Below are 17,756 nucleotides of genomic sequence, written 5' to 3' on the forward strand. Positions count from 1 at the left end.
CCGAACATGAGCGGGACAATCCCCATGAACGCTGGCAGTGCCTCCCTCCGGTCCGCCGGACTCCCACGCCCCGCGTGGCCGGCCATCCTCACCCTGCTGACGTTGGCGTGTGTCACGCCCCCCACTCCGGCGGACGCCTCGCAGCCGCCAGCGGCTTCTGGCGCGGCGGCCTGCGATGGCGGCAACTGCGGCGCGCCGAAGCCTCAGCAAGCCCAGGCGACCCCTCCCGCTACGCCCCCGGCCTCCACGCCCGCTGCAGCTCCGGCAACGCCCGCGGCGACGCCTCCTGCTCCCGTGACGCCGCCTCCGAGCAGCCCCGTGGCGGCGACTCCCGCGCCTTCGAGCGCGCCCACAACGGCACACGCCGAGTCGCCCTGCGATGCCGACTGGGTGGATGGCCAGGCGCTCATCATCGTGCAGGGCGAGCGGCAGGACGATGGCAAGCCGCTCACGCCCTTCAGACCCTCCGACCCCATGTATCCCTATGAGCTCCGCGGAAGCCGCTTCCTCTTCGGCGGGCAGGGCACCGTCTTCACGGCGGTGGGCAGGTTCGAGGACCCAGAGGAAGCCGAAGCGGCGTTGAAGCGGATGGAGCGAGAGATGCCCAGCACCCGCTCCGTCCTGACGACCCTGGGGCCGTATCTGGTGCCCGAGTCACCCAAGTGCCGGCCAAGCCGGGTGGCCCGCGGGAAGAATCCTGTCATCGATGCCGCCTCGTGGATTGTCGAGAAGGAAGGCGTGCTCCTGGCCGGCTCCCAGACGCAGTGCAAGAACGGCAAGCTGACCAAGAAAGTCACCGTCATGTCCTGCGACGGGATGAAGAACCTGATGACCGACACCTCGGAGCACGTGTGCGACCACGACCGGCATGTCGACACCTGCGTGTACACCCTGGCGCCGGGAGTCGTCTTCCTCAAGCACGCCTATACGCTGAACGGAGTGAACTCCATCCAGGGGCGTGCCCTGGACGTGCGCAAGAAGAAGGTGGTCTTCAAACAGGACATCACCAACGGCAGCGGGCTGCCGGGCGGTGACCCGGAGAACACGCCCCGGACGGACTTCGAGGACGTCGACCAGGACGGAATCCCCGAACTCGTGGTGAGCGTGCCAGACAAGGGCGAGCGCACCTCGGTGCGCAAGTGGCGGCAGGGCAAGTTCGTCGACACGAGGTCGCCATGAGCTATCCCTTGCAGGAACCGTCACACAAGTGCCTCACCAAGCCCGCTGTCCGGGCCCTCTACGGCGACCCGGCCTTCGAGCGCGAGCTGTACAGCACGGACGGCAACAAGAAGTTCGCCAACACAACGCGGTTGCTGGGCAATCCGCTCGTCGAGGGCTTCGAGGCGAACAACATCGTCAGCGTGCCCGTGGTGGGCTTCGGCCCCGACAAGAGCCGATCCATCAACGTGCGGGTCAACCGCAAGCTCGCGCCGCTCATCCAGACGGCCTTCGAGAAGATCAAGGCGGCCCGGCTGCCCTATGTGCTGCACGAGGTTGGCGGCTATTTCTTCCGCTACATGCTCAACGACAGCGTCCACGCCGCCCTCAAGGGCCGCGGCGAGTACGCCGGTGTCGGCGGTGCCTGGAACATCGAGTTCGCGAAGCGCGACCTGAAGAACCAGGCCTTCGACCAGGTCATCCCCTACGGCAAGGGACAGACGGCCAAGAAGAACCTGCTCTCCAACCACGCCTTCGGCAGCGCCATCGACATCAACTGGGGGACGAACGACTACGACGAGGCGAAGCCGTTCGACATGCCGCAGAAGGTCGTGAAGATCTTCGAGAGCCTGGGCTTCTACTGGGGCGGCTACTACCACGACTACATGCACTTCGAGTACGAGCGCTCCAGCATCGTCGGCATCTCCGACGAGGCGCCGCCGCTGGTGCTCTACCCGTTCGGCGCGGACATGCAGCGCCGCGAGTCGCCGCTCAAGTACTACTTCTTCAACGAGGGCGGGGCCGGCGGCTACTTCCCGCTGGGCAAGCAGCAGAACATCCACGCGGGCCTCCACCTGGAGCCGGACTCGCGCGAGGAGCTGGTGCCCGTCAAGGCGGCCATGCCCGGCTACGTCGTGGCCGCGCGGCTGCTGACGCCGGGGAAGGAAGGCGACGACCCGTTCCTCCTGGAGGCCACCGAGGGCCGGCCGCTGGGCTTCGTCCTCGTCAAGCACGAGCTCGCGGCGCTGGAGAACGGCCAACCCTCCGAGGAGGTCCACCCGCTCTACAGCCTCTACATGCACCTGGCCCCGCCCGAGTGGGGCGGCGGGGCGGAGCAGGACAAGGAGTTCCAGAAGGCCCCCTGGCTCGCCGCGTTCCTCCAGTTGCAGCACGGCGCGGTGGTCAACCTGGACCCGACCACGGAGGACGTGGGCAAGACGTTCTGGTCCCAGGAGCCGCTCGACCCCGAAGCGGAGACCTTCAAGGTGAAGGACCGCGCCGACCCGCTGACCGGCAAGAAGAACGGGCAGAGTCTCGCGCTGACGAAGCCCAGTCCCGAGGACGTCCAGGAGGCCATCGAGTCCCTCAAGAAGGGCTCCGTCGTCACCTTCGACCGTCCCCTCTTCCCCGTGGCCGCGGGGGACATCGTCGGCTTCGTTTCCAAGGGGCGTGCCGTTCCCCAACCGGCGGGCGCCACCACGAACCGCGCGCCCCCGCCTCCGCCCCGGTACCTGCACTGGGAGCTGTTCTCCCTGAGCGGCGATGACGGCGGCTTCCACTTCCTCGCCCAGCAGGACCCGGCGCTCAAGCAGCTCCTCCTCGAGGTCAAGGAGCAGCGCCCGGACAACTTCCTGCAGATGCCCTCGGACGGGGCGCCGGGCGCCGACAACGAGGTCGACACCATCCTCGGCTCCACCGGCGTGGAGGTCGTCAAGGCGCTGAAGCGGGCGCAGTACGGCCGGACGCTCCAGGAGTACTTCAACGACGGCACGAAGTTCTTCTCGGCGGACGCCGCCCGCGAGAAGGCGTTCACCTGGCCCCTCCCGCTCACGCTCGACAACAAGCACAAGTTCGCGGGGACCCCGGGCCGGCAGTGCACCCTGGAGGTCCTCTACAAGAAGGCGGGGAAGCCCCTCTCGAAGGAGGTCATCCCCCTCAACCCGAAGAACCAGTCCAAGCTGGACGTGACGCTGAACGTGCCCGCGGACGCGGACGCGCTGGCGCTCTGGTCCGCGGATTTCTTCTCCGACCCGGTGGAGGTGGCACCGGAGGTGCTCCGCGAAAAGCGACTGGCGAGCCGCACGAAGCTCTTCCAGAAGGCCGCGGGCCACCGCTGGCGCAACCTGGTGCTGGACCACCTCAACGAGTGGACCCCCAAGGGCCTGGGCGAGCAGCTCGCCGCGCGCGACGAGGCGAAGCTCTTCGAGCACCTCAAGGACGACCCCGACTTCAGCGTCGAGCGCCTGAAGAAGCAGTTGCTGCCGCTGTGCTGGTGGGCGCGCCCCGCGACGAAGGAGGACCCGTTCGGCGAGGTCCCCGTACTGGGGGCCGAGCAGAAGAGCCTCTTCGGGGCGGACGCGGGACGGCTCCCCGAGGATGCGTCCATCGTCAACATGCACCCCGTCACGGCGCTGTGGCTGGTGGACCTGCTGCTGGAGAAGGAACTCATCGCCCTCAAGAAGGAGTGGCCTCCCGCCACGCTGAAGCGCGACGAGAGCAACGAGAAGCCGCTCTACCTGGGGCTGCTCTCCAGGCAGTCGACTGCGCTGTCCGGCCTGGAGGTGCTGGCCGTCCTCGTGCAGCACGGCTACGGCACCACGGAGGGGACAACGGGCGCCCACGTCACCTTCTGGCTGGCCCCGAAGGGCGACGGGGCCGCGGGTCCGCCACGCGTCCTGTGCCGAGCCCCCTACGACGAGGGCGTCGCGAGGGCGCGCATCCGCATCCCTTCATGGGGGCAGTGGGAGGTCTACGCGACGGGAGCGGACGAGAAGCGCTTCGCGCCCGCGCAGACGCAGGCGACGACGTTCGAAGTGCCGAAGCCCGTGCTCACCGGGCAGCCCTTCGTGCTCGGCACGAAGCAGGTCAAGGCCGCCTCCAAGCAGGGCCCGTTCCGCCCGCTCACCACCGGCAGCTTCGTCGTCAGTGACAACTGGCCCGTCGCGCTCGCGGGCTACGTCGTCTTCGAGTACTGGAAGGTGCCCCCGAAAGGACAGCCTCCGGCCGACGTGCCCCCGACTCCCGCCACCCTCGCGGTGCCTGTCGTCGCGCAGCGCCCCCCGGAGGAGACGACGGCCGGCGGGCTCAAGTACAAGAACGACTTCATCGTGGGCGTGGAGAAGAAGGGGACCAACCCGAAGGTCACCCCGAACTTCTCCTTCAACGAGTTCCTGAAGCATCCCACCCGAGGGATGATCTTCGATGGTAACGAGGCGAAGTTCCAGCTCGCCGTCCCCCTGGCACTGCGGCTCCAGCAACTGCGTGACAAGTGCAAGCCGACGACGCCCGGGGGGAAGGACCTCCAGCTCAGGGTGCAGTATCTGTCGACCCTCGGCACCTCGCTCCTCGTCGGCCCCTCCCTGGGCACTCCCGCCGCACTCAACACGCTCATGGAGAAGGTGGCCCTGCTGCCACTCTCGGACCCGCCCGGGCTGTTCACCATCACCCGCGACGACACCGAGGTGGCCATCCGCATCACCTACCACCCGCCGACCACGGCCACCGGCGTGCTCCTGCTCGAGTTCGACCCGGCCCCCGCGCTGGGACGGCTGGCCGCGGAGGCCCTCAACGGCGAGACGGCCGGCGAGACGCTCCACGTCCGCCCCCGCTTCATCGTCCCGAACACCGGGCACGCGCTCCACCAGTCCGGGACGCTCGCCCCCGTGGAGGGCGTGGCGGACGTGTTCACCGCGTCGGCGGCGCAGCTGAAGGCCGCGTGTGGCAACGACTTCCTCGAGGTCATCGCGGACAAGAGCCTGCCCCCGGTGGCCCGGTTCGAGTTCGGCGACATCCAGTTCAAGATGGGCGGCAACAAGCTGCGCACCGAGGTGCCCCTCCACGGAGACGCCAATCAGTGGAAGGCGGGCGAGCCCCTCTTCAAGCTCGCGGGCGCGTCGCAGAGCAAGCGCGTGGGCACGGTGCTCCAGGCGGACTGGCCCCTCGTCGACGCGCAGGGCGCGCGCATCCCCGCCATGTGGGGCGGGCCGCTCAAGTTCACCGCCGAGGTCTCCCAGGCCGGCAAGGTGCTGACGCCGCCCCCGCCGGTGACGCTGGAGGTCAAGGTCGAGCCGCGCCTGGAGCCGCTCACCCACGAGGTCCGAGCCAAGGAGCTGGCCTTCACCGGCAAGGGGCACTTCATCCCCACCGACGCGGACTTCCGACTCTTCTGCGAGAAGCTGGACGCGGCCACGAGCCAGTGGGTGGAGGACACCACCGTCAACAGCGCCGTCCGCTACAAGACGCCGGGCGACCCGGCCTACGGCCGCTGCACGGAGCTGGGGGTGTTCGAGGCGTCCGTCCCCAAGACGGCGCTGAAGAAGGCCGGCGGCCCCTTCCGCTTCACCTGGCGCCGTCGGCCGGACAAGGCGGGCGCGCCCCGGCCGGTGCTGGGCGTCGTCCTCGACGAGCCGACCACGCCGCAAATCACGGTTGAAGAACTGGGCCTCTAGCCACGGCGCACAGCCGCTCCCGAACCATGCCCCCACAGAACTCCCAGCAGAACGGTGCCGCGCCCACGTGGACCGCGCCCCAGGAGACCGAGGCCACCCACGTGAGCGCGGGCTACCGGGACGCGCTGTCGTTCGTGCTCGTGCCGCGCACGTCCCTCCAGTTCGACACGCCGGACCCCGCCGCCGTGAAGCAGCTCAACAGCCCGAGCGCGTTGCTCATCGACGTGCCCATCCGCGGCAAGGCGGTGAACTTCGAGCCCGGCGTGACGCTGCCGTGCGAGCTGTCCTGGCTGGTGCAACACGGGACGGGCTCGCCGCTGGGCGTGCCCGTGGGCAACGCGCAACTGAAGGTCGACGCCAACGGGCGCTTCCAAATCCTGGTCGACAACAAGACGCCCGTCGTCGACCTGGTGGCGCACAAGCTCATCAACCAGGGGCTGCTGGGCTACTCCGTCACGCCCCGCTTCCCCCACGCGGAGGCGTCCGAGCTCGCGCCGGCCATCCGCTTCAACAACCCCTGCGCCATCAAGCCGAAGAAGCCCGCGGGTGAGAACATCCGCATCGGCGAGCTGGTGACGTTCGTCCCCCAGTTCGCGTCCGTACTGAACAAGGCGGACCTGGAGCTGCGCGTCGTCGAGCTGGACGAGGGCTCCGGCGAGGTGCCGTCCGCCGCGGGCCGGTATGCCTTCACGCACCGGTGGGCGCCCGCCGGCTTTGCCATGTTCCTCAGCAACAGCAGCGTGGACTGGGCCATCGGCTTCACGGATGACACCTGCGAGCGCTTCGCGGACGTGGGCGACGAGGAGGAAGGCAGCTACGAGTTCGGCTGGGAGCTGTGGGGCCGCAGCCTCCCCGGCGGCCCGCAGACGCTGCTGCTGGAGGACAAGGACTTCCTCAAGCTGCCGAAGCCCCACCTGGAGGAGCTGCGCGTCGAGTATGACCTGTCCTGGGATGGCACCTGGGAGGTCCACGGGAAGATTGTCGGCGTGGCCCCGCGCGCGCGCCTGTTGCTGGAGGTGGCGGTGGTGGAGCCCGCCGCGCCCCCGCCGGGGACGGCCACGCCGCTGATGACGCCGTCGCCGCTGATGACGCCGGCCACACCCTTCTCTCCGCTGATGCCCACGGCCCAGGCCGGCGCGGCGACTTCCCACGCGGAGGACAAGCGCACCGCCACCGTCCGGGTGCAGCTCGGGGCGGACGGAATCTTCGAGGCCCACCTGGGCGAGCGGCACTGGGGCATCAACCTGGCGCAGAGCTCCACCGTCGCGAAGCCGAGGGGCTACGCCATCGTCACGCTGGTGGCGGCGACGCGCGAGGGCAAGCCGGGTCCCGTGCAGCCCTACCTGGACTTCGACGAGAACAAGCACTCCCCCTTCAAGGACGACAAGCTGTCCTGGGACGTGGACTCGCCGTGGGTCTGCTCGGAGGAGGCCACCACGCTGGCGACGCGGCCCCCCAAGCCGACACGGCGCAAACGGGGCGTCTCCGTCGCTCCGGCGCCCGGCCCCGAGGTGGGTGACCCGAAGACGCCCATCACCTTCGACGACATGTGGCTGGACATCATCGCCTGGGAGGGCGTGGTGCCGTACATGTACCTGGACACGGAGGGCTGGGTGACGGTGGGCGCGGGCAACCTGCTCAAGCACATCGAGCCCAAGTCCGTCGGCGACAAGATTGCCGCCAAGACGCACCCCTTCCAGAACATGGACGCGGGCCGGGCCGCCACGGCCGCCGAAATCACCGAGGCCTTCAACAAGGTGAAGGCCATGCCCGCGAAGCTCTTCTACACGGAGTACGCGCAGCGGCCGAAGATTGCCCTCACCGACGCGTACATCAAGCAACTGGCGAAGGAGCGCTACGAGAAGGAGTTCCTGCCCGCCGTGAAGAGCGGCTTCCCCGACTTCGAGACGTACCCCCGGTCCGCGCGCCGCGGCATCCTCGACGTGACGTACAACGTGGGCACGTCCGTCCCCACCAAGTGGACGAACCTCATCGCCGCGGTGAAGGCCCGCAACTGGACGAAGGCCTCCATCGAGTGCCGGACCAAGCCCCAGAACAAGGAGGACACGCGCAACGAGTGGCGCAAGGCGCTCTTCCTGTACGCCGCGAAGACTGACTGGAAGAAGCCGGGCGCGTGAGGCCGGGGGCGCTACTTCACCCGCTCGATGCGGGCCTTGCGCCCCTTGATGCGTCCCTCGCTCAGACGCTGGAACGCGACCTTCGCGACGCGCTTCGCGACGGCGACGTACGACAGGCGGTCCTGGATTTCGATCTTCCCCACGTCGGAGGCACTCAGCCCTCCGGCCTCGCCCGTCAGCGCCCCGAGGATGTCTCCGGGCCGCATCTTGTCCTTGCGGCCCGCGGAGATGCAGAGCGTCTCCCACGCGGCCTCCAGCTTCACCGCGTTGCGCGGGTCCGCTGACGGCAGGGCCTCCAGGTCCGCGCGCTCCAGCTTCACGCCGGTGGTGAGCTCGATGTCGTCCAGCCTGCGCGTGTCGCGAGGGGTGATGAGGGCAATGGCCAGGCCCGCCCTGCCCGCCCGCCCCGTGCGGCCGATGCGGTGCACGTAGGGCTCCGGCTGCTGGGGCAAATCGAAGTTGATGACCGCGTCCAGCGCCTCCACGTCGATGCCGCGCCCCGCGACGTCCGTGGCGATGAGCACCCGCGTGCTCCCGTTGCGGAACTTCGCCATGACCCGGTCTCGCTCGAACTGCTCCAAATCCCCCTGGAGGCCGTCCGCGCTCATGCCCGCCTCGGTGAGCGCCTTCTTCACGTTCGAGACTTCAATCTTGTGGTTGCAGAACACGATGGCGGAGCCCGGCTGGTACTGCCGGAGGATGCGCACCAGGAGCTCCGGCTTCTCCTCCACCGCGCAGTCGTAGCGCAGCTGCCGGATGTCCGGCGCCGTGCCGGCCGCCTCCTCCACCGTCACGCGCACGGGCTTCTTCTGGAAGGTGCGGCTGAGCGCCTCGATGTCCGGGGGGAACGTCGCGGAGAAGAGCACCGTCTGCCGCGACGCCGGGGTGACGGAGAGGATGCGCTCCATGTCCTCGCGGAAGCCCATGTCGAGCATCCGGTCCGCCTCGTCCAGCACCACCGTGGCGAGCGTGCGCGGGTCCAGCACCTCGCGGTCCAGCAGGTCCAGGATGCGGCCCGGCGTACCGACGGCGAGGTGGGCCCCCTTCTCCAGCGCGTCCACCTGGGGACGGATGGGCTGCCCGCCCGCGAGCACGAGCACCTGGAGTCCCGGCAGCCTGCGGGCCAGGCGGCGAATCTCCCCCGCCACCTGGGCGCACAGCTCGCGCGTGGGGCAGAGCACCAGCGCCTGGAGCCGGCGGTTTCCCAGGCGCACCCGCTGGAGGATGGGCAGCGTGAAGGCCGCCGTCTTCCCGCTTCCCGTCTGGGCCTGGCCCACGAGGTCCTGCCCCTGAAGGAGCACGGGAATGCTCTGCGCCTGGATGGGCGTGGCGGTCTTGAACTCCAGCTCCTCCAGGACCTGGAGCAGGGGCGGTGCGAGCGGGAGCGCGGCGAAGTCCATCTCTGCCTCGAATGAAGAAAGGGGGCCCTTGTAGCAGCGGGCCCGATTTAGGACTCCTTTCAATTCCAGTTCCTGTTCAAGAACTTCTACATCGCCCGCTGAGCACGCGACTCAGGTGCTCAGGGCGCGGACACGTGCGGCGAGGTTCTGCGTGAAGAGCCGGTAGATGCGCAGCGCGGCGGCTTCGTGCGTGTCCAGGTAGTGCTCGAAGTCGGTGCGGCTGATGCGCAGCGCCCGCACGGACGTGCGGGCGCGGACGTGCGCCGACACGGACGCGTCCTGCACGAGGGAAATCTCCCCGAGGTACTCGCCGGGCCCCAGCGTGTTGAGCTGCCGGGCGTCCGACTCGGGGCCGGTGAAGACCTCCACCGTGCCGTCCAGGAGCACGAAGAGCCCCGTGCCCTGCGTGCCCTTCTCCAGCAGCACCGTGCCGGGGGCGATGACGACCTGCCGGGCCAGCCGGTAGAGGTCCTTCATGTCCTCCAGCGACAGCTCGCCGAAGATGGGGATGGCCTTGAGGAAGCGGTAGCCATTGGCCGCCGGAGCGGACGCACCCGCGGCGCGGCGCAGCAACATGGCCTCGGCTTCCGCCTCCATGCCCATGCGACGCAAGAGGCGCGCCTTCTCAGTCACCAGGGCCGGGTCGGCACGCGCCTCCTCCGAGCTGCTCAGCGCATCCGCCAGCACGGCGAGCGCGCGGTGGGTGAAGCCCTCCGCGTCCAGCAGCGTGCTGGTGCGAAGCACCGCATCCACGTACCGCGAGTCCTCCGGCTTCACCCCGCCCAGCGCCTCCACCTCCGCGTGGGCCTGGCCCAGTTCGCGGTAGAGGTCCGCCGCCTCGAAGGGCCGGCCCAGCCGGACCAGGCACTGCGCCATGGACTCGCGCGCGCCCAGGGTCCGGTACACGTCCAGCGCGCGCTCCAGTGCGCCCGCGCGCTCGAAGGCGGCAGCGGCGCGCTCCGACTCATTGGCACGCAGGTACGCCTCGGCGGCCTCCAGGTACTGGCCGCTCTGGACGTAGAGGTCCGCGACGGTGGCGTCCTCGCCGTCTCCGTCCATCAACCGGGCCGCGCCGAGGAAGTCCCTCGCGCGCCGGAGGACTTCCACCAGCCCGCGCCGCTCCTTGACGGGGCGCTGGGCGGCTTCGCGCCGCAGACGCTCGCGCTGCGCGGCGCCCAGTTCTTCGTAGAGCTGCGTTGCGCGGTCCGTCTCCTGCAATTCCACCAGCGACCGCACCGCCCTCAAGGCCCCCTCGGCGGGCGTGTTGATGCGCCCGCTGCCTTCTCCCTGGCCACCTGCCGCTCCAGCCATGTGCTGCCTCCCCATCCGGTCAGACCGGTCAGCCTACGCCGGCCCCGGCGCTTTCCCGCGTCGTTATCACGTGTCGGCGCGGGGGTCTTCCCAACATGAAAGGAGACGGATGTTGGCGTGGAGACAGCGACGCGCCCGGGCGCGTCATCTGGGTTGCTTCGCCCGCGCCTCCAGGTGCTGTCTGGAGGCGGACTTCCGCCAGGCCTCCTCCACGAGCTTCGCGAGCATTTCGCGGCGGACCTTCGAGAGGCGGACGAGCAGGTACTCGGGGTAGCCGGCGTAGTGTTCGGTGATGAAGAAGGTCTCCGGCTCGGCGCGGGTGAGCACCTCGCGGGCCTCCGGGTCGACCTTGAGGACGAGGGACTCTCCGTCCGGGTGGAGTCGCGCGATGAACTTCTTGCGCACCTTGAAGGAGGGCGTGCCGTAGGACGTGCTCTCTTCCATGCCGGGCAGCGCCAGGGCCAGCTCGCGCACCGCATCGAACGTCAGCCCCGGCTTGCTGCCCTTGCGCGCCGTGCTCCGCTTGCCCCGTGTCGCCATGGTGCCGCGCCTCCTCGTTGGCCCCAGGCAAGCATGGCCGCCGTGCCGGGAGCTTGGAAATTCGTTACCCTGTTGCACATGCGGAGCGTCCCGGTCCCCACCGTTTCCCTCTGGCGCCCTCCCCTGCTGCCGGACGTGCAGGTGGTGCGCGTGGAGGACGACACGCGGCTGTGGTCCGGCCACTCCATCCAGTACGCCATCACCGTGACGCACGCGGGCGCCTTCGACTTCTGGTACCGCAAGCGCGTGTGGACGCATGGCCCGGGAAGGCAGCTCAAGCTCAAGGAGCCGGGTGAGGTCCACCGCGATGTCCACGTGCATGCCCCCGTCACGGCACAGTCCGTGGCCTTCGCGCCCCGACTGGTGGACGAGGCCGCGAGACAGCTCGGCCTCCCCTCCTCCCCCCACCTGAGTGTCGTTCTGAGCCGGGGCACGGGGCGCTGCGAGGCCGCGGCGCTGGCCCTGCACACGACACTCACGCGGCGCTCCGCCAACCGACTGGAGTGCGAGTCACTGCTGACGGAGACGCTCGACGCGCTGCTCACGGAGTATGCGGAGCGCTCGCCTCCGGAGGGGTGTGCTTCGCATCGGCCCGCGGCGCTGCGCGCACGGGACTGCCTGCACGCAAGCTTCACGGAGAACGTGGGCCTGGACGCGCTCGCCAGCGGCGTGGGCCTGAATCGCTTCCACCTGCTGCGCGTGTTCCGCGCGGAGTTCGGCCTGCCACCCCATGACTACGTCACGCACCTGCGCGTGGCGCGGGCCCGGACACTGCTGTCGCAGGGGATGGCGGCCGGAGATGTCGCCGCCGAGGTGGGCCTCTACGACCAGAGCCAGCTCAACCGGCACTTCAAGCGCATCGTCGGTCTCACTCCGGGACAATATGCCCGGGCCGTGTGCCAGTGACGGCTGCTTCCCGTCAGCCCAGGAGCAACGCATGTCCGCCATCAAGCTCGTCAACAACGTCCCCGCCTCCAATGTCCCCACCGTGGAGTTCCGCCTGTTCCAGGGCAACAACCAGATTGCCCGCATCGGCGTCCACGCCGGTGGGCAGGCCTCCATCCCCACGACGACGAACTACCAGGTACAGGCCTTCACCTCGATGGGCGACTTCTCGCTCACGTCCAACACGCTCTCCTTCAACGCCACGTCCGCCACGCTGATCGCGCAGGTGCTGACGGAGGGCGGCATCTACGACTTCCGGCTCGTGCAGTCCTCCGGCAGCCAGCCCTCCGCGCTGGTGTGCGAGAACACCTGGCGCAACCCGGTGCAGTTCACCATCACCCAGCCGGGCTCGCCGGTGCAGATCGTCACCGTGGTGGACGAGCACAACAACACCTCCGTGAGTACCGCACAGCAGTGGCAGTGTTACGCCATCGCCAACGGCATCACCACGCAGACGGTGACCCTCACCAACCCGAACGGTGCCATCACCATCACCCCGGACAACAACGACGAGAACTACATCCTCACGGTGAGCTGAGCCCGGTCAATAACGCCCAAGCGCGCCCCGCTCCCTCCCCTCTATTCCTCCCGTCCAGGACCTCGCCGCGCACCCTTTCCCGCGCGGCGTCTTCGACGCGGAGTGACGATGCGTGGCAATCCTGTTGTTGGTTCCCTGCTCCTGGCCTCATGCCTGCTCGCGGCCCCCACCCTCGCCCAGGCTCCGAAGCCGGCGGAGGGTGCCCCCCAGGCACGGCCCTCCGGTGGCCCTCGGCTGACGTGGCTCGGACACGCGGCCTTCGAGATCGTCTCTCCCGGAGGCACGCGACTGCTCATCGACCCGTGGCTCTCGGAGAACCCGAAGACTCCCGCCGCATGGAAGGAATTGACCCGCTTCGGCCGGGAGGGCGACAAGCCCGCGGCCATCCTGGTGACACACGCGCACGGAGACCACGCGCCCGACGTGCCCGAGCTGGCCCGGCTCAGCGGCGCGCTCGTCGTCAGCACCGGCGAGCACCTCCGGGCCATGAAGATTCCCGAGGCGCAGCAACACAGTGTCAACGTGGGCGGCTCGTTCCGTCTGGGTGACGTCACCGTGCACGCGGTGCCGGCGATGCACTCGACGGACCCGGGAGGCCGGCCGCTCGGCTACGTGGTGACGTTCGCCGACGGGCGCTCGCTGTACCACACGGGCGACACGTGGCTCTTCGGGGACATGGCCCTCATCCAGGAGCTGTACCACCCGGACATCATCCTGCTCACCACCGGTGGCGGTCGCTGGGGGTTGGATCCGAAGACGGCGGCGCTCGCCGTGAAGAAGTACTTCCGCCCGTCCCTCATCATCCCCATGCACTTCGGCACCTTCGAGCCGCTCGCGGAGGAGCCCGAGGTCCGCGCCGCCTTCCCCGGTGACAAGCGCGTGCGTTTCCTCACGCCCGGGCAGCCCACGACGCTCTGAGCGTCAGCGGGAGCGCGGCTTGCGCGAAGCAACCCGGCGCGGTGAGGGCACCTTCCCCCGCCGCGCCTGCCCCTTCGTCTTGCGCGCCGGGGGCTTCTTCCCGCTCGTAATCCCCTGGCTCTCCAGCACGATGCGGCTCAAGAGCGCGTACACGGGCGCGGGGTCGAAGCTCTCGTCCAGCAGGTGGTGCAGCGACAGCCCGTCCACGCATGCCTTGACGATGGCGGCGTAGTGGTAGTCCAGCGGCTCGGGCTTCGCCCCCTCGCCATTGCGGACGGCCGCCACGGTGAGCGCCACCTCGTCGCCCACGCATTGCAGCATCTCCGCCACCGCGGGCTTCAACTCCTTGTTGTGCAGCCCCATGGCGAACAGCTCGTAGCGCACGCGGAACTGCTCCGGCGTCTCCTTCAGCAGCTTCTCGCCCCACGCGAAGCTCGCGGCGGCGAGCTGCTCGTGCGGCGTCTCCTGGCGCAAGCGCTTCAGCTCGTCGATGTACTTCTGGCGGGCCTCCTTCGCGACGGCCAGCAGCAACGCGTCCTTGCTGCCGAAGTAGTAGTGCACCAGGCCCTGATTCACGCCGGCCTCGCGCGCCACCTCCTTCACCGTCGCCGCGTCGTACCCGCGCTCGGAGAGCACGCGGTACCCCGCGGTGATGAGCCGCTCCCGGGCGTCGGGTTCCGGCGAGGAGGCAGGCGTCTTCGAGCCACTGCGTGGACGGGCCATGCCATTCCCATAGGTCAGACGATGTAGGCCCGCAAGGGACACCCGCCCCCCAGTCAGGCCGTCTTGACAACACGCGTCAGCGGCCTTAGTTAGTCGTGTAGCTAATTTAGTCGAACGACTAAAGCCTGGAGGAAAGCCATGAGCGTCTCGTCCCTGAATGTCGTGAAGGTGTCCAAGGCCGTCCTGATGATGGTTCCCCTGCTGGCCGCGCCCGCGTTCGCGGACGACTCCGGCGAGCAGATTCCCGGCCGGGAGCGCGAGCGCCGGGGCGCGGTCCTCCTGGAGGTGTCGCCGCCCGCGCTGGACGGGTCCATGTACGGCGTGCGCCTGGACATCGCGCCCTCCATGGAGGGGCCGTTCTCCTTCGGCCTGATGGGGCGCGCCGGCCAGTGGGGCAACTCGCTGGGAACGAAGACGCGCTTCGACGGCGTGGGCGCCAGCGAGGTGAAGCTGAACTACGCGGTGGGCGTGGACGGCCGCTACACCGTGGGCGCCTTCGCCAACGGCACGCTGAAGCCCTTCGTGGGGCTGACGGTGGGCATGGAGGAGTTCGTGGGCCGCTCCGGCAAGGGCCCCTCGGAGAGCGCCACCACGACGGCGTTCCTGGAACCCGCGGCGGGTTTGATGTGGCAGCCGGGCTCGGGCCGCATCGGCCTGTCGGCGCGCGTGGGTCCGGGCTTCACCTTCACGGACGTGCGTGAGCTGGATGTGCGCTCCGGCAACCTGGAGCTGCGCACGGTGTACCCCACGGCCTCTCTGGGCCTGCTCGTCGTCCTCTGAGAATCGAGCGTCTCGCCTCGCCTGGCACCCGGCCTCGCGCCGGGATGCCAGGCGGCAGACACCCGTAACGCCGTCACCTCACCAGAAGTGCTCCTGCTCCAGGACGAGCACCTTGCGTGACTCCGGGAACAGGATGACGAAGAGGTTGAAGTCCGAGCCCTGCACCGGGCTGGCGTAGGACGCCACCTGCACGTTCTCCGTCCCGTTGCCGTACGTGGCCAGCAGCTGCTCCGGTACGTCATACGTGGAGAAGATGGGCAGCAGCCGCGGCTCCAGGTTCGCGTACGGGAAGGTGCCGGTGCCTTGGTAACCCAAGGTCTGGAAGTGCGCCTGCTGCTCGACGGTGCGCGTGGCCATGGCCAGCGTGGGCTGGTCCGTGTACGGCCACGGGAAGTGGTACGCCGTCAGCCAGCCGTTGCAGGCGCCCTCGCAGCCCCAGTAGACGTCCTCGTTCATCGTCTCCTCGAGCGCGGGCGTCAGGGCCTCCCCCTGGAGTTGCAGCGCGTACCCGGACGGGGCCGGCGCCGAGACACACCCGCCGGCGAGGCAGTCCATCTGGAGGCGGAACTGCTTGCCCACGCCGGAGCCGCTGCTCACGACAACGAGGTACTCGCCCCCCGCGAGATTGACGGAGGAGATGCGGCTGAGCTCGCCGTAGCCGGAGTCGTCGTCCTGGGCCAGCAGCGTGGTGCCGTAGCTGCCATTGGCCTGGCGCGGCCCGTACAGGAACAGGCCCGTGTCCAGGTACATGCTGCTGCCCAGGTGCGTCACCTCCAGCTTCACGGTGGAGCTGGGGCGCACCTGGAAGCTGATGGAGAAGTACTGCGGCGAGGTCGTGTACTGCGCCTGGATGGAGCCGGGGACGTTGACCCGCCCCATGTACGTGGTGCTGTCCAGGATGTTGCCGCTGGTCGGCGCGGCCGGCGGATAGAGCACGGCCTGCGTGCTCTCCCCCACCGGCGACGTCGGGGCTTCGCCGGTTTCGGAGACACCACCACACGCGGTGGCCACGGCCATCAGCATCACGAGACAGGACTTCAGGAGCGGCGAGCGCATCGGTCTTCCTCTTGGGGTGTGGGGGGAAGCGGCAGTGAAGCAGATCCTCCCGACGCCACGCGAGCAGGTGACATGCCCGTCACGAAGATGCCGCACCGCGTTTTCGTGCACGTGGCGGTGACACCGCGCACGGGCCGCGGTGTTCCCCCCGCGTCCGCGAGAGCCGGCGGCCGCGCCGCCAGGAAGAGGGAGCATGCGTACGTGGGTGTCGAAACGTCGTCCCCTGAAGGAAGTCAGCGCGGCGCTCGCGCTCGCGTGGAGCCTGCTGGCCGGAACGGGTTGCGACGAAGACGACACGAAGCCTCCCGATGATTCGCCCTCCCTCCCGACGCACACCCGGGTCGACAACGCGTCCCTCGACGTGCTCCCCGGCGTGAATCCCAATGCCCTCGACGTGTCGGGCACGGGGAACATCGAGGTGGCGCTGCTCGGTGCCGAAGGGCTCGACGTGAGCGACCTGGACCCCGCGGAGGCGACGCTCTGGGACGCGAAGGAGGAGTCGAAGGTCCAGGCGCTCGGGGCCGCGACGGCGCGCGACGTGGACGGAGATGGCCGTCTCGACGCCGTGCTGACGTTCTCCGTTCCCGCGTTGAAGAAGGCGGGCGTGCTGACGCCGGAAACGCATCGGGTCGTCTTCCGGGGAAGGACGCGAAGCGGCGCGGCGCTCTCCGCACAGGACGCGGTGCATGACGTCCACCACGTCGTGGTGCAACTTCCCACGCCGACGGGCCCCCACGCGGTGGGCACGCTCGAACAGGCCTGGACCGACACCTCGCGCGAGGAGTCGCTGACGCCCGAGCCGGGTGACTGGCGCGAGCTGAAGGTGCGCCTCTGGTATCCGGCCGTGGCGCGGCCCCAGGCGCAGCCCGCGCCGTATTTCCTCCAACCGCTCGAAGGAGAGCTGTTCGCAACGCTGGGGGGACTGCCTCCCCAGGTCCTCGGCTTCGTCCTCGCGCACGCGGTGCGTGGCGCCTCCCTGCCCGAGGGCTCGGAGCGCTTCCCCGTGCTGCTGCTGTCGCACGGCTATGGCTCGGCGAGCGCGCTCAGCTCGCGCGTGGCCGAGGAGCTGGCCAGCCACGGGTACGTAGTGGCGGCCATCTCCCATCCGCGGAGCAGCAGCCCGCTCGTCTTCCCGGATGGCCGCGTGGTGAGTGACGTCGTCGAAATCTCTCCGGCGGACCCCGCGCTGAACCGGCGCGTGCAGGACGTCTGGACGGCGGATGCGCGGTTCGTGCTCGACCAGCTGGTGCGGCTCGATGAGGCGGATGACCAGGGGCGTTTCACCGGCCGGCTCGACCTCTCGCGCGTGGGGATGTTCGGCCACTCGTTCGGCGGCTCGACGGCGGGAGAGGCGTGCCGCACGGATGCGCGCGTCAAGGCGGGGCTCAACATGGATGGGACGTTCTTCGGCGACCTGGATGGCGAGGTCCGCGTCCCCTTCCTGGTGATGAACAGCGAGGAGGCCGCCGTCGACCGCAGCCGTGCCCGCTTCTTCGAGCACCTCCGCGCCACCGGCTATGCCGTGAGCTTCCAGGGCGCCGGGCACTTCTCCTTCACCGACCTGGGGCTCTTCCTGCCGCTGCTGCGGCACTACCTGCCGAACACGAAGGCCGAGGCCTACCAACTGGGGACGCTCGACGGAGCGCGCGCGTCCGCCCTCACGGAGACCTACGTGCTCGCCTTCTTCGACAAGCACCTGCGCGGGCACCCTGCCCCGCTGCTGGACGGCCCCTCCGCGCAGGCCCCGGAGGTGGAGCTCGTCGTCCACGCGCCTTGATGCAACTCTGTAACATCGGGCGCC

The 17,756-nt window shown here is 69.3% G+C and carries 13 protein-coding genes; 8 read left to right on the forward strand and 5 right to left on the reverse strand.

The features are described 5' to 3' along the window. Positions 1 to 6: 6 nt before the first annotated feature. Genes OV427_RS02825 through OV427_RS02835 form a run of 3 tightly spaced genes read left to right on the forward strand, consistent with a single transcriptional unit; the run spans position 7 to position 7,744 of the window. Positions 7 to 1,179: a hypothetical protein gene (locus OV427_RS02825; protein WP_267854573.1), complete on the forward strand. Its 1,173-nt coding sequence runs from the start codon at positions 7 to 9 to the stop codon at positions 1,177 to 1,179. Next, complete coding sequence (locus tag OV427_RS02830) at positions 1,176 to 5,606, forward strand: M15 family metallopeptidase (RefSeq protein ID WP_267854574.1); 4,431 nt, start codon at positions 1,176 to 1,178, stop codon at positions 5,604 to 5,606. The genes OV427_RS02825 and OV427_RS02830 overlap by 4 nt, the downstream gene beginning before the upstream one ends. A gap of 26 nt (positions 5,607 to 5,632) precedes the next feature. Beyond that, positions 5,633 to 7,744 carry a hypothetical protein gene (locus OV427_RS02835; RefSeq protein ID WP_267854575.1) on the forward strand — a complete coding sequence of 704 codons (2,112 nt, stop codon included), beginning with the start codon at positions 5,633 to 5,635 and terminating at the stop codon, positions 7,742 to 7,744. A gap of 11 nt (positions 7,745 to 7,755) precedes the next feature. Here the strand turns inward: OV427_RS02835 and dbpA are convergent, their stop codons facing one another. The 3 genes from dbpA to OV427_RS02850 all read right to left on the reverse strand — a co-directional run bounded on the left by dbpA (position 7,756) and on the right by OV427_RS02850 (position 10,995). Beyond that, positions 7,756 to 9,144: an ATP-dependent RNA helicase DbpA gene (gene dbpA / locus OV427_RS02840; protein ID WP_267854576.1), complete on the reverse strand. Its 1,389-nt coding sequence runs from the start codon at positions 9,142 to 9,144 to the stop codon at positions 7,756 to 7,758. 111 nt (positions 9,145 to 9,255) lie between these two features. Then, entirely contained in the window at positions 9,256 to 10,455 is a 1,200-nt protein-coding gene (locus OV427_RS02845) for a cyclic nucleotide-binding domain-containing protein (protein ID WP_267854577.1), read from the reverse strand. Between the two features lie 144 nt (positions 10,456 to 10,599). Next, entirely contained in the window at positions 10,600 to 10,995 is a 396-nt protein-coding gene (locus OV427_RS02850; RefSeq protein WP_267854578.1) for an MmcQ/YjbR family DNA-binding protein, read from the reverse strand. A 78-nt stretch (positions 10,996 to 11,073) separates the two neighbouring features. Between OV427_RS02850 and OV427_RS02855 the strand changes: the two genes are divergently transcribed. The 3 genes from OV427_RS02855 to OV427_RS02865 all read left to right on the forward strand — a co-directional run bounded on the left by OV427_RS02855 (position 11,074) and on the right by OV427_RS02865 (position 13,396). Continuing rightward, positions 11,074 to 11,901: a helix-turn-helix transcriptional regulator gene (locus OV427_RS02855; protein ID WP_267854579.1), complete on the forward strand. Its 828-nt coding sequence runs from the start codon at positions 11,074 to 11,076 to the stop codon at positions 11,899 to 11,901. A gap of 31 nt (positions 11,902 to 11,932) precedes the next feature. Next, the gene (locus tag OV427_RS02860; RefSeq protein WP_267854580.1) at positions 11,933 to 12,478 is read left to right on the forward strand and encodes a hypothetical protein; all 546 of its coding nucleotides are present in this window, start codon (positions 11,933 to 11,935) and stop codon (positions 12,476 to 12,478) included. 108 nt (positions 12,479 to 12,586) lie between these two features. After that, a complete protein-coding gene (locus OV427_RS02865) occupies positions 12,587 to 13,396 on the forward strand; it encodes a metal-dependent hydrolase (protein ID WP_267854581.1) in 810 nt (269 codons plus the stop codon). A gap of 3 nt (positions 13,397 to 13,399) precedes the next feature. Here the strand turns inward: OV427_RS02865 and OV427_RS02870 are convergent, their stop codons facing one another. Beyond that, entirely contained in the window at positions 13,400 to 14,119 is a 720-nt protein-coding gene (locus tag OV427_RS02870) for a TetR/AcrR family transcriptional regulator (protein ID WP_267854582.1), read from the reverse strand. 138 nt (positions 14,120 to 14,257) lie between these two features. On the opposite strand from OV427_RS02870, the gene OV427_RS02875 reads away from it, so the two are divergent. Continuing rightward, on the forward strand, positions 14,258 to 14,899 hold the full coding sequence (locus OV427_RS02875) for a hypothetical protein (protein WP_267854583.1): 642 nt from the start codon (positions 14,258 to 14,260) through the stop codon (positions 14,897 to 14,899). Between the two features lie 78 nt (positions 14,900 to 14,977). On the opposite strand, the gene OV427_RS02880 is transcribed toward OV427_RS02875, so the two are convergent. Continuing rightward, entirely contained in the window at positions 14,978 to 15,955 is a 978-nt protein-coding gene (locus tag OV427_RS02880) for a hypothetical protein (RefSeq protein WP_267854584.1), read from the reverse strand. 193 nt (positions 15,956 to 16,148) lie between these two features. Here OV427_RS02880 and OV427_RS02885 point away from each other — a divergent pair, with 193 nt between their 5' ends. After that, on the forward strand, positions 16,149 to 17,732 hold the full coding sequence (locus OV427_RS02885) for an alpha/beta hydrolase family protein (protein WP_267854585.1): 1,584 nt from the start codon (positions 16,149 to 16,151) through the stop codon (positions 17,730 to 17,732). Positions 17,733 to 17,756: the final 24 nt, after the last annotated feature.

The organism is Pyxidicoccus sp. MSG2 (assembly GCF_026626705.1).
Classification (GTDB): Bacteria; Myxococcota; Myxococcia; order Myxococcales; family Myxococcaceae; genus Myxococcus.

Bases quoted from the DNA above. Each gene is read 5' to 3' on its own strand.
- OV427_RS02855 (WP_267854579.1), top strand. From the start codon at position 11,074: ATGCGGAGCGTCCCGGTCCCCACCGTTTCCCTCTGGCGCCCTCCCCTG.
- OV427_RS02885 (WP_267854585.1), top strand. From the start codon at position 16,149: ATGCGTACGTGGGTGTCGAAACGTCGTCCCCTGAAGGAAGTCAGCGCG.
- OV427_RS02875 (WP_267854583.1), top strand. From the start codon at position 14,258: ATGAGCGTCTCGTCCCTGAATGTCGTGAAGGTGTCCAAGGCCGTCCTG.
- OV427_RS02845 (WP_267854577.1), bottom strand. From the start codon at position 10,455: ATGGCTGGAGCGGCAGGTGGCCAGGGAGAAGGCAGCGGGCGCATCAAC.
- OV427_RS02870 (WP_267854582.1), bottom strand. From the start codon at position 14,119: ATGGCCCGTCCACGCAGTGGCTCGAAGACGCCTGCCTCCTCGCCGGAA.
- OV427_RS02880 (WP_267854584.1), bottom strand. From the start codon at position 15,955: ATGCGCTCGCCGCTCCTGAAGTCCTGTCTCGTGATGCTGATGGCCGTG.
- OV427_RS02860 (WP_267854580.1), top strand. From the start codon at position 11,933: ATGTCCGCCATCAAGCTCGTCAACAACGTCCCCGCCTCCAATGTCCCC.
- OV427_RS02830 (WP_267854574.1), top strand. From the start codon at position 1,176: ATGAGCTATCCCTTGCAGGAACCGTCACACAAGTGCCTCACCAAGCCC.
- dbpA (WP_267854576.1), bottom strand. From the start codon at position 9,144: ATGGACTTCGCCGCGCTCCCGCTCGCACCGCCCCTGCTCCAGGTCCTG.
- OV427_RS02825 (WP_267854573.1), top strand. From the start codon at position 7: ATGAGCGGGACAATCCCCATGAACGCTGGCAGTGCCTCCCTCCGGTCC.
- OV427_RS02865 (WP_267854581.1), top strand. From the start codon at position 12,587: ATGCGTGGCAATCCTGTTGTTGGTTCCCTGCTCCTGGCCTCATGCCTG.
- OV427_RS02835 (WP_267854575.1), top strand. From the start codon at position 5,633: ATGCCCCCACAGAACTCCCAGCAGAACGGTGCCGCGCCCACGTGGACC.
- OV427_RS02850 (WP_267854578.1), bottom strand. From the start codon at position 10,995: ATGGCGACACGGGGCAAGCGGAGCACGGCGCGCAAGGGCAGCAAGCCG.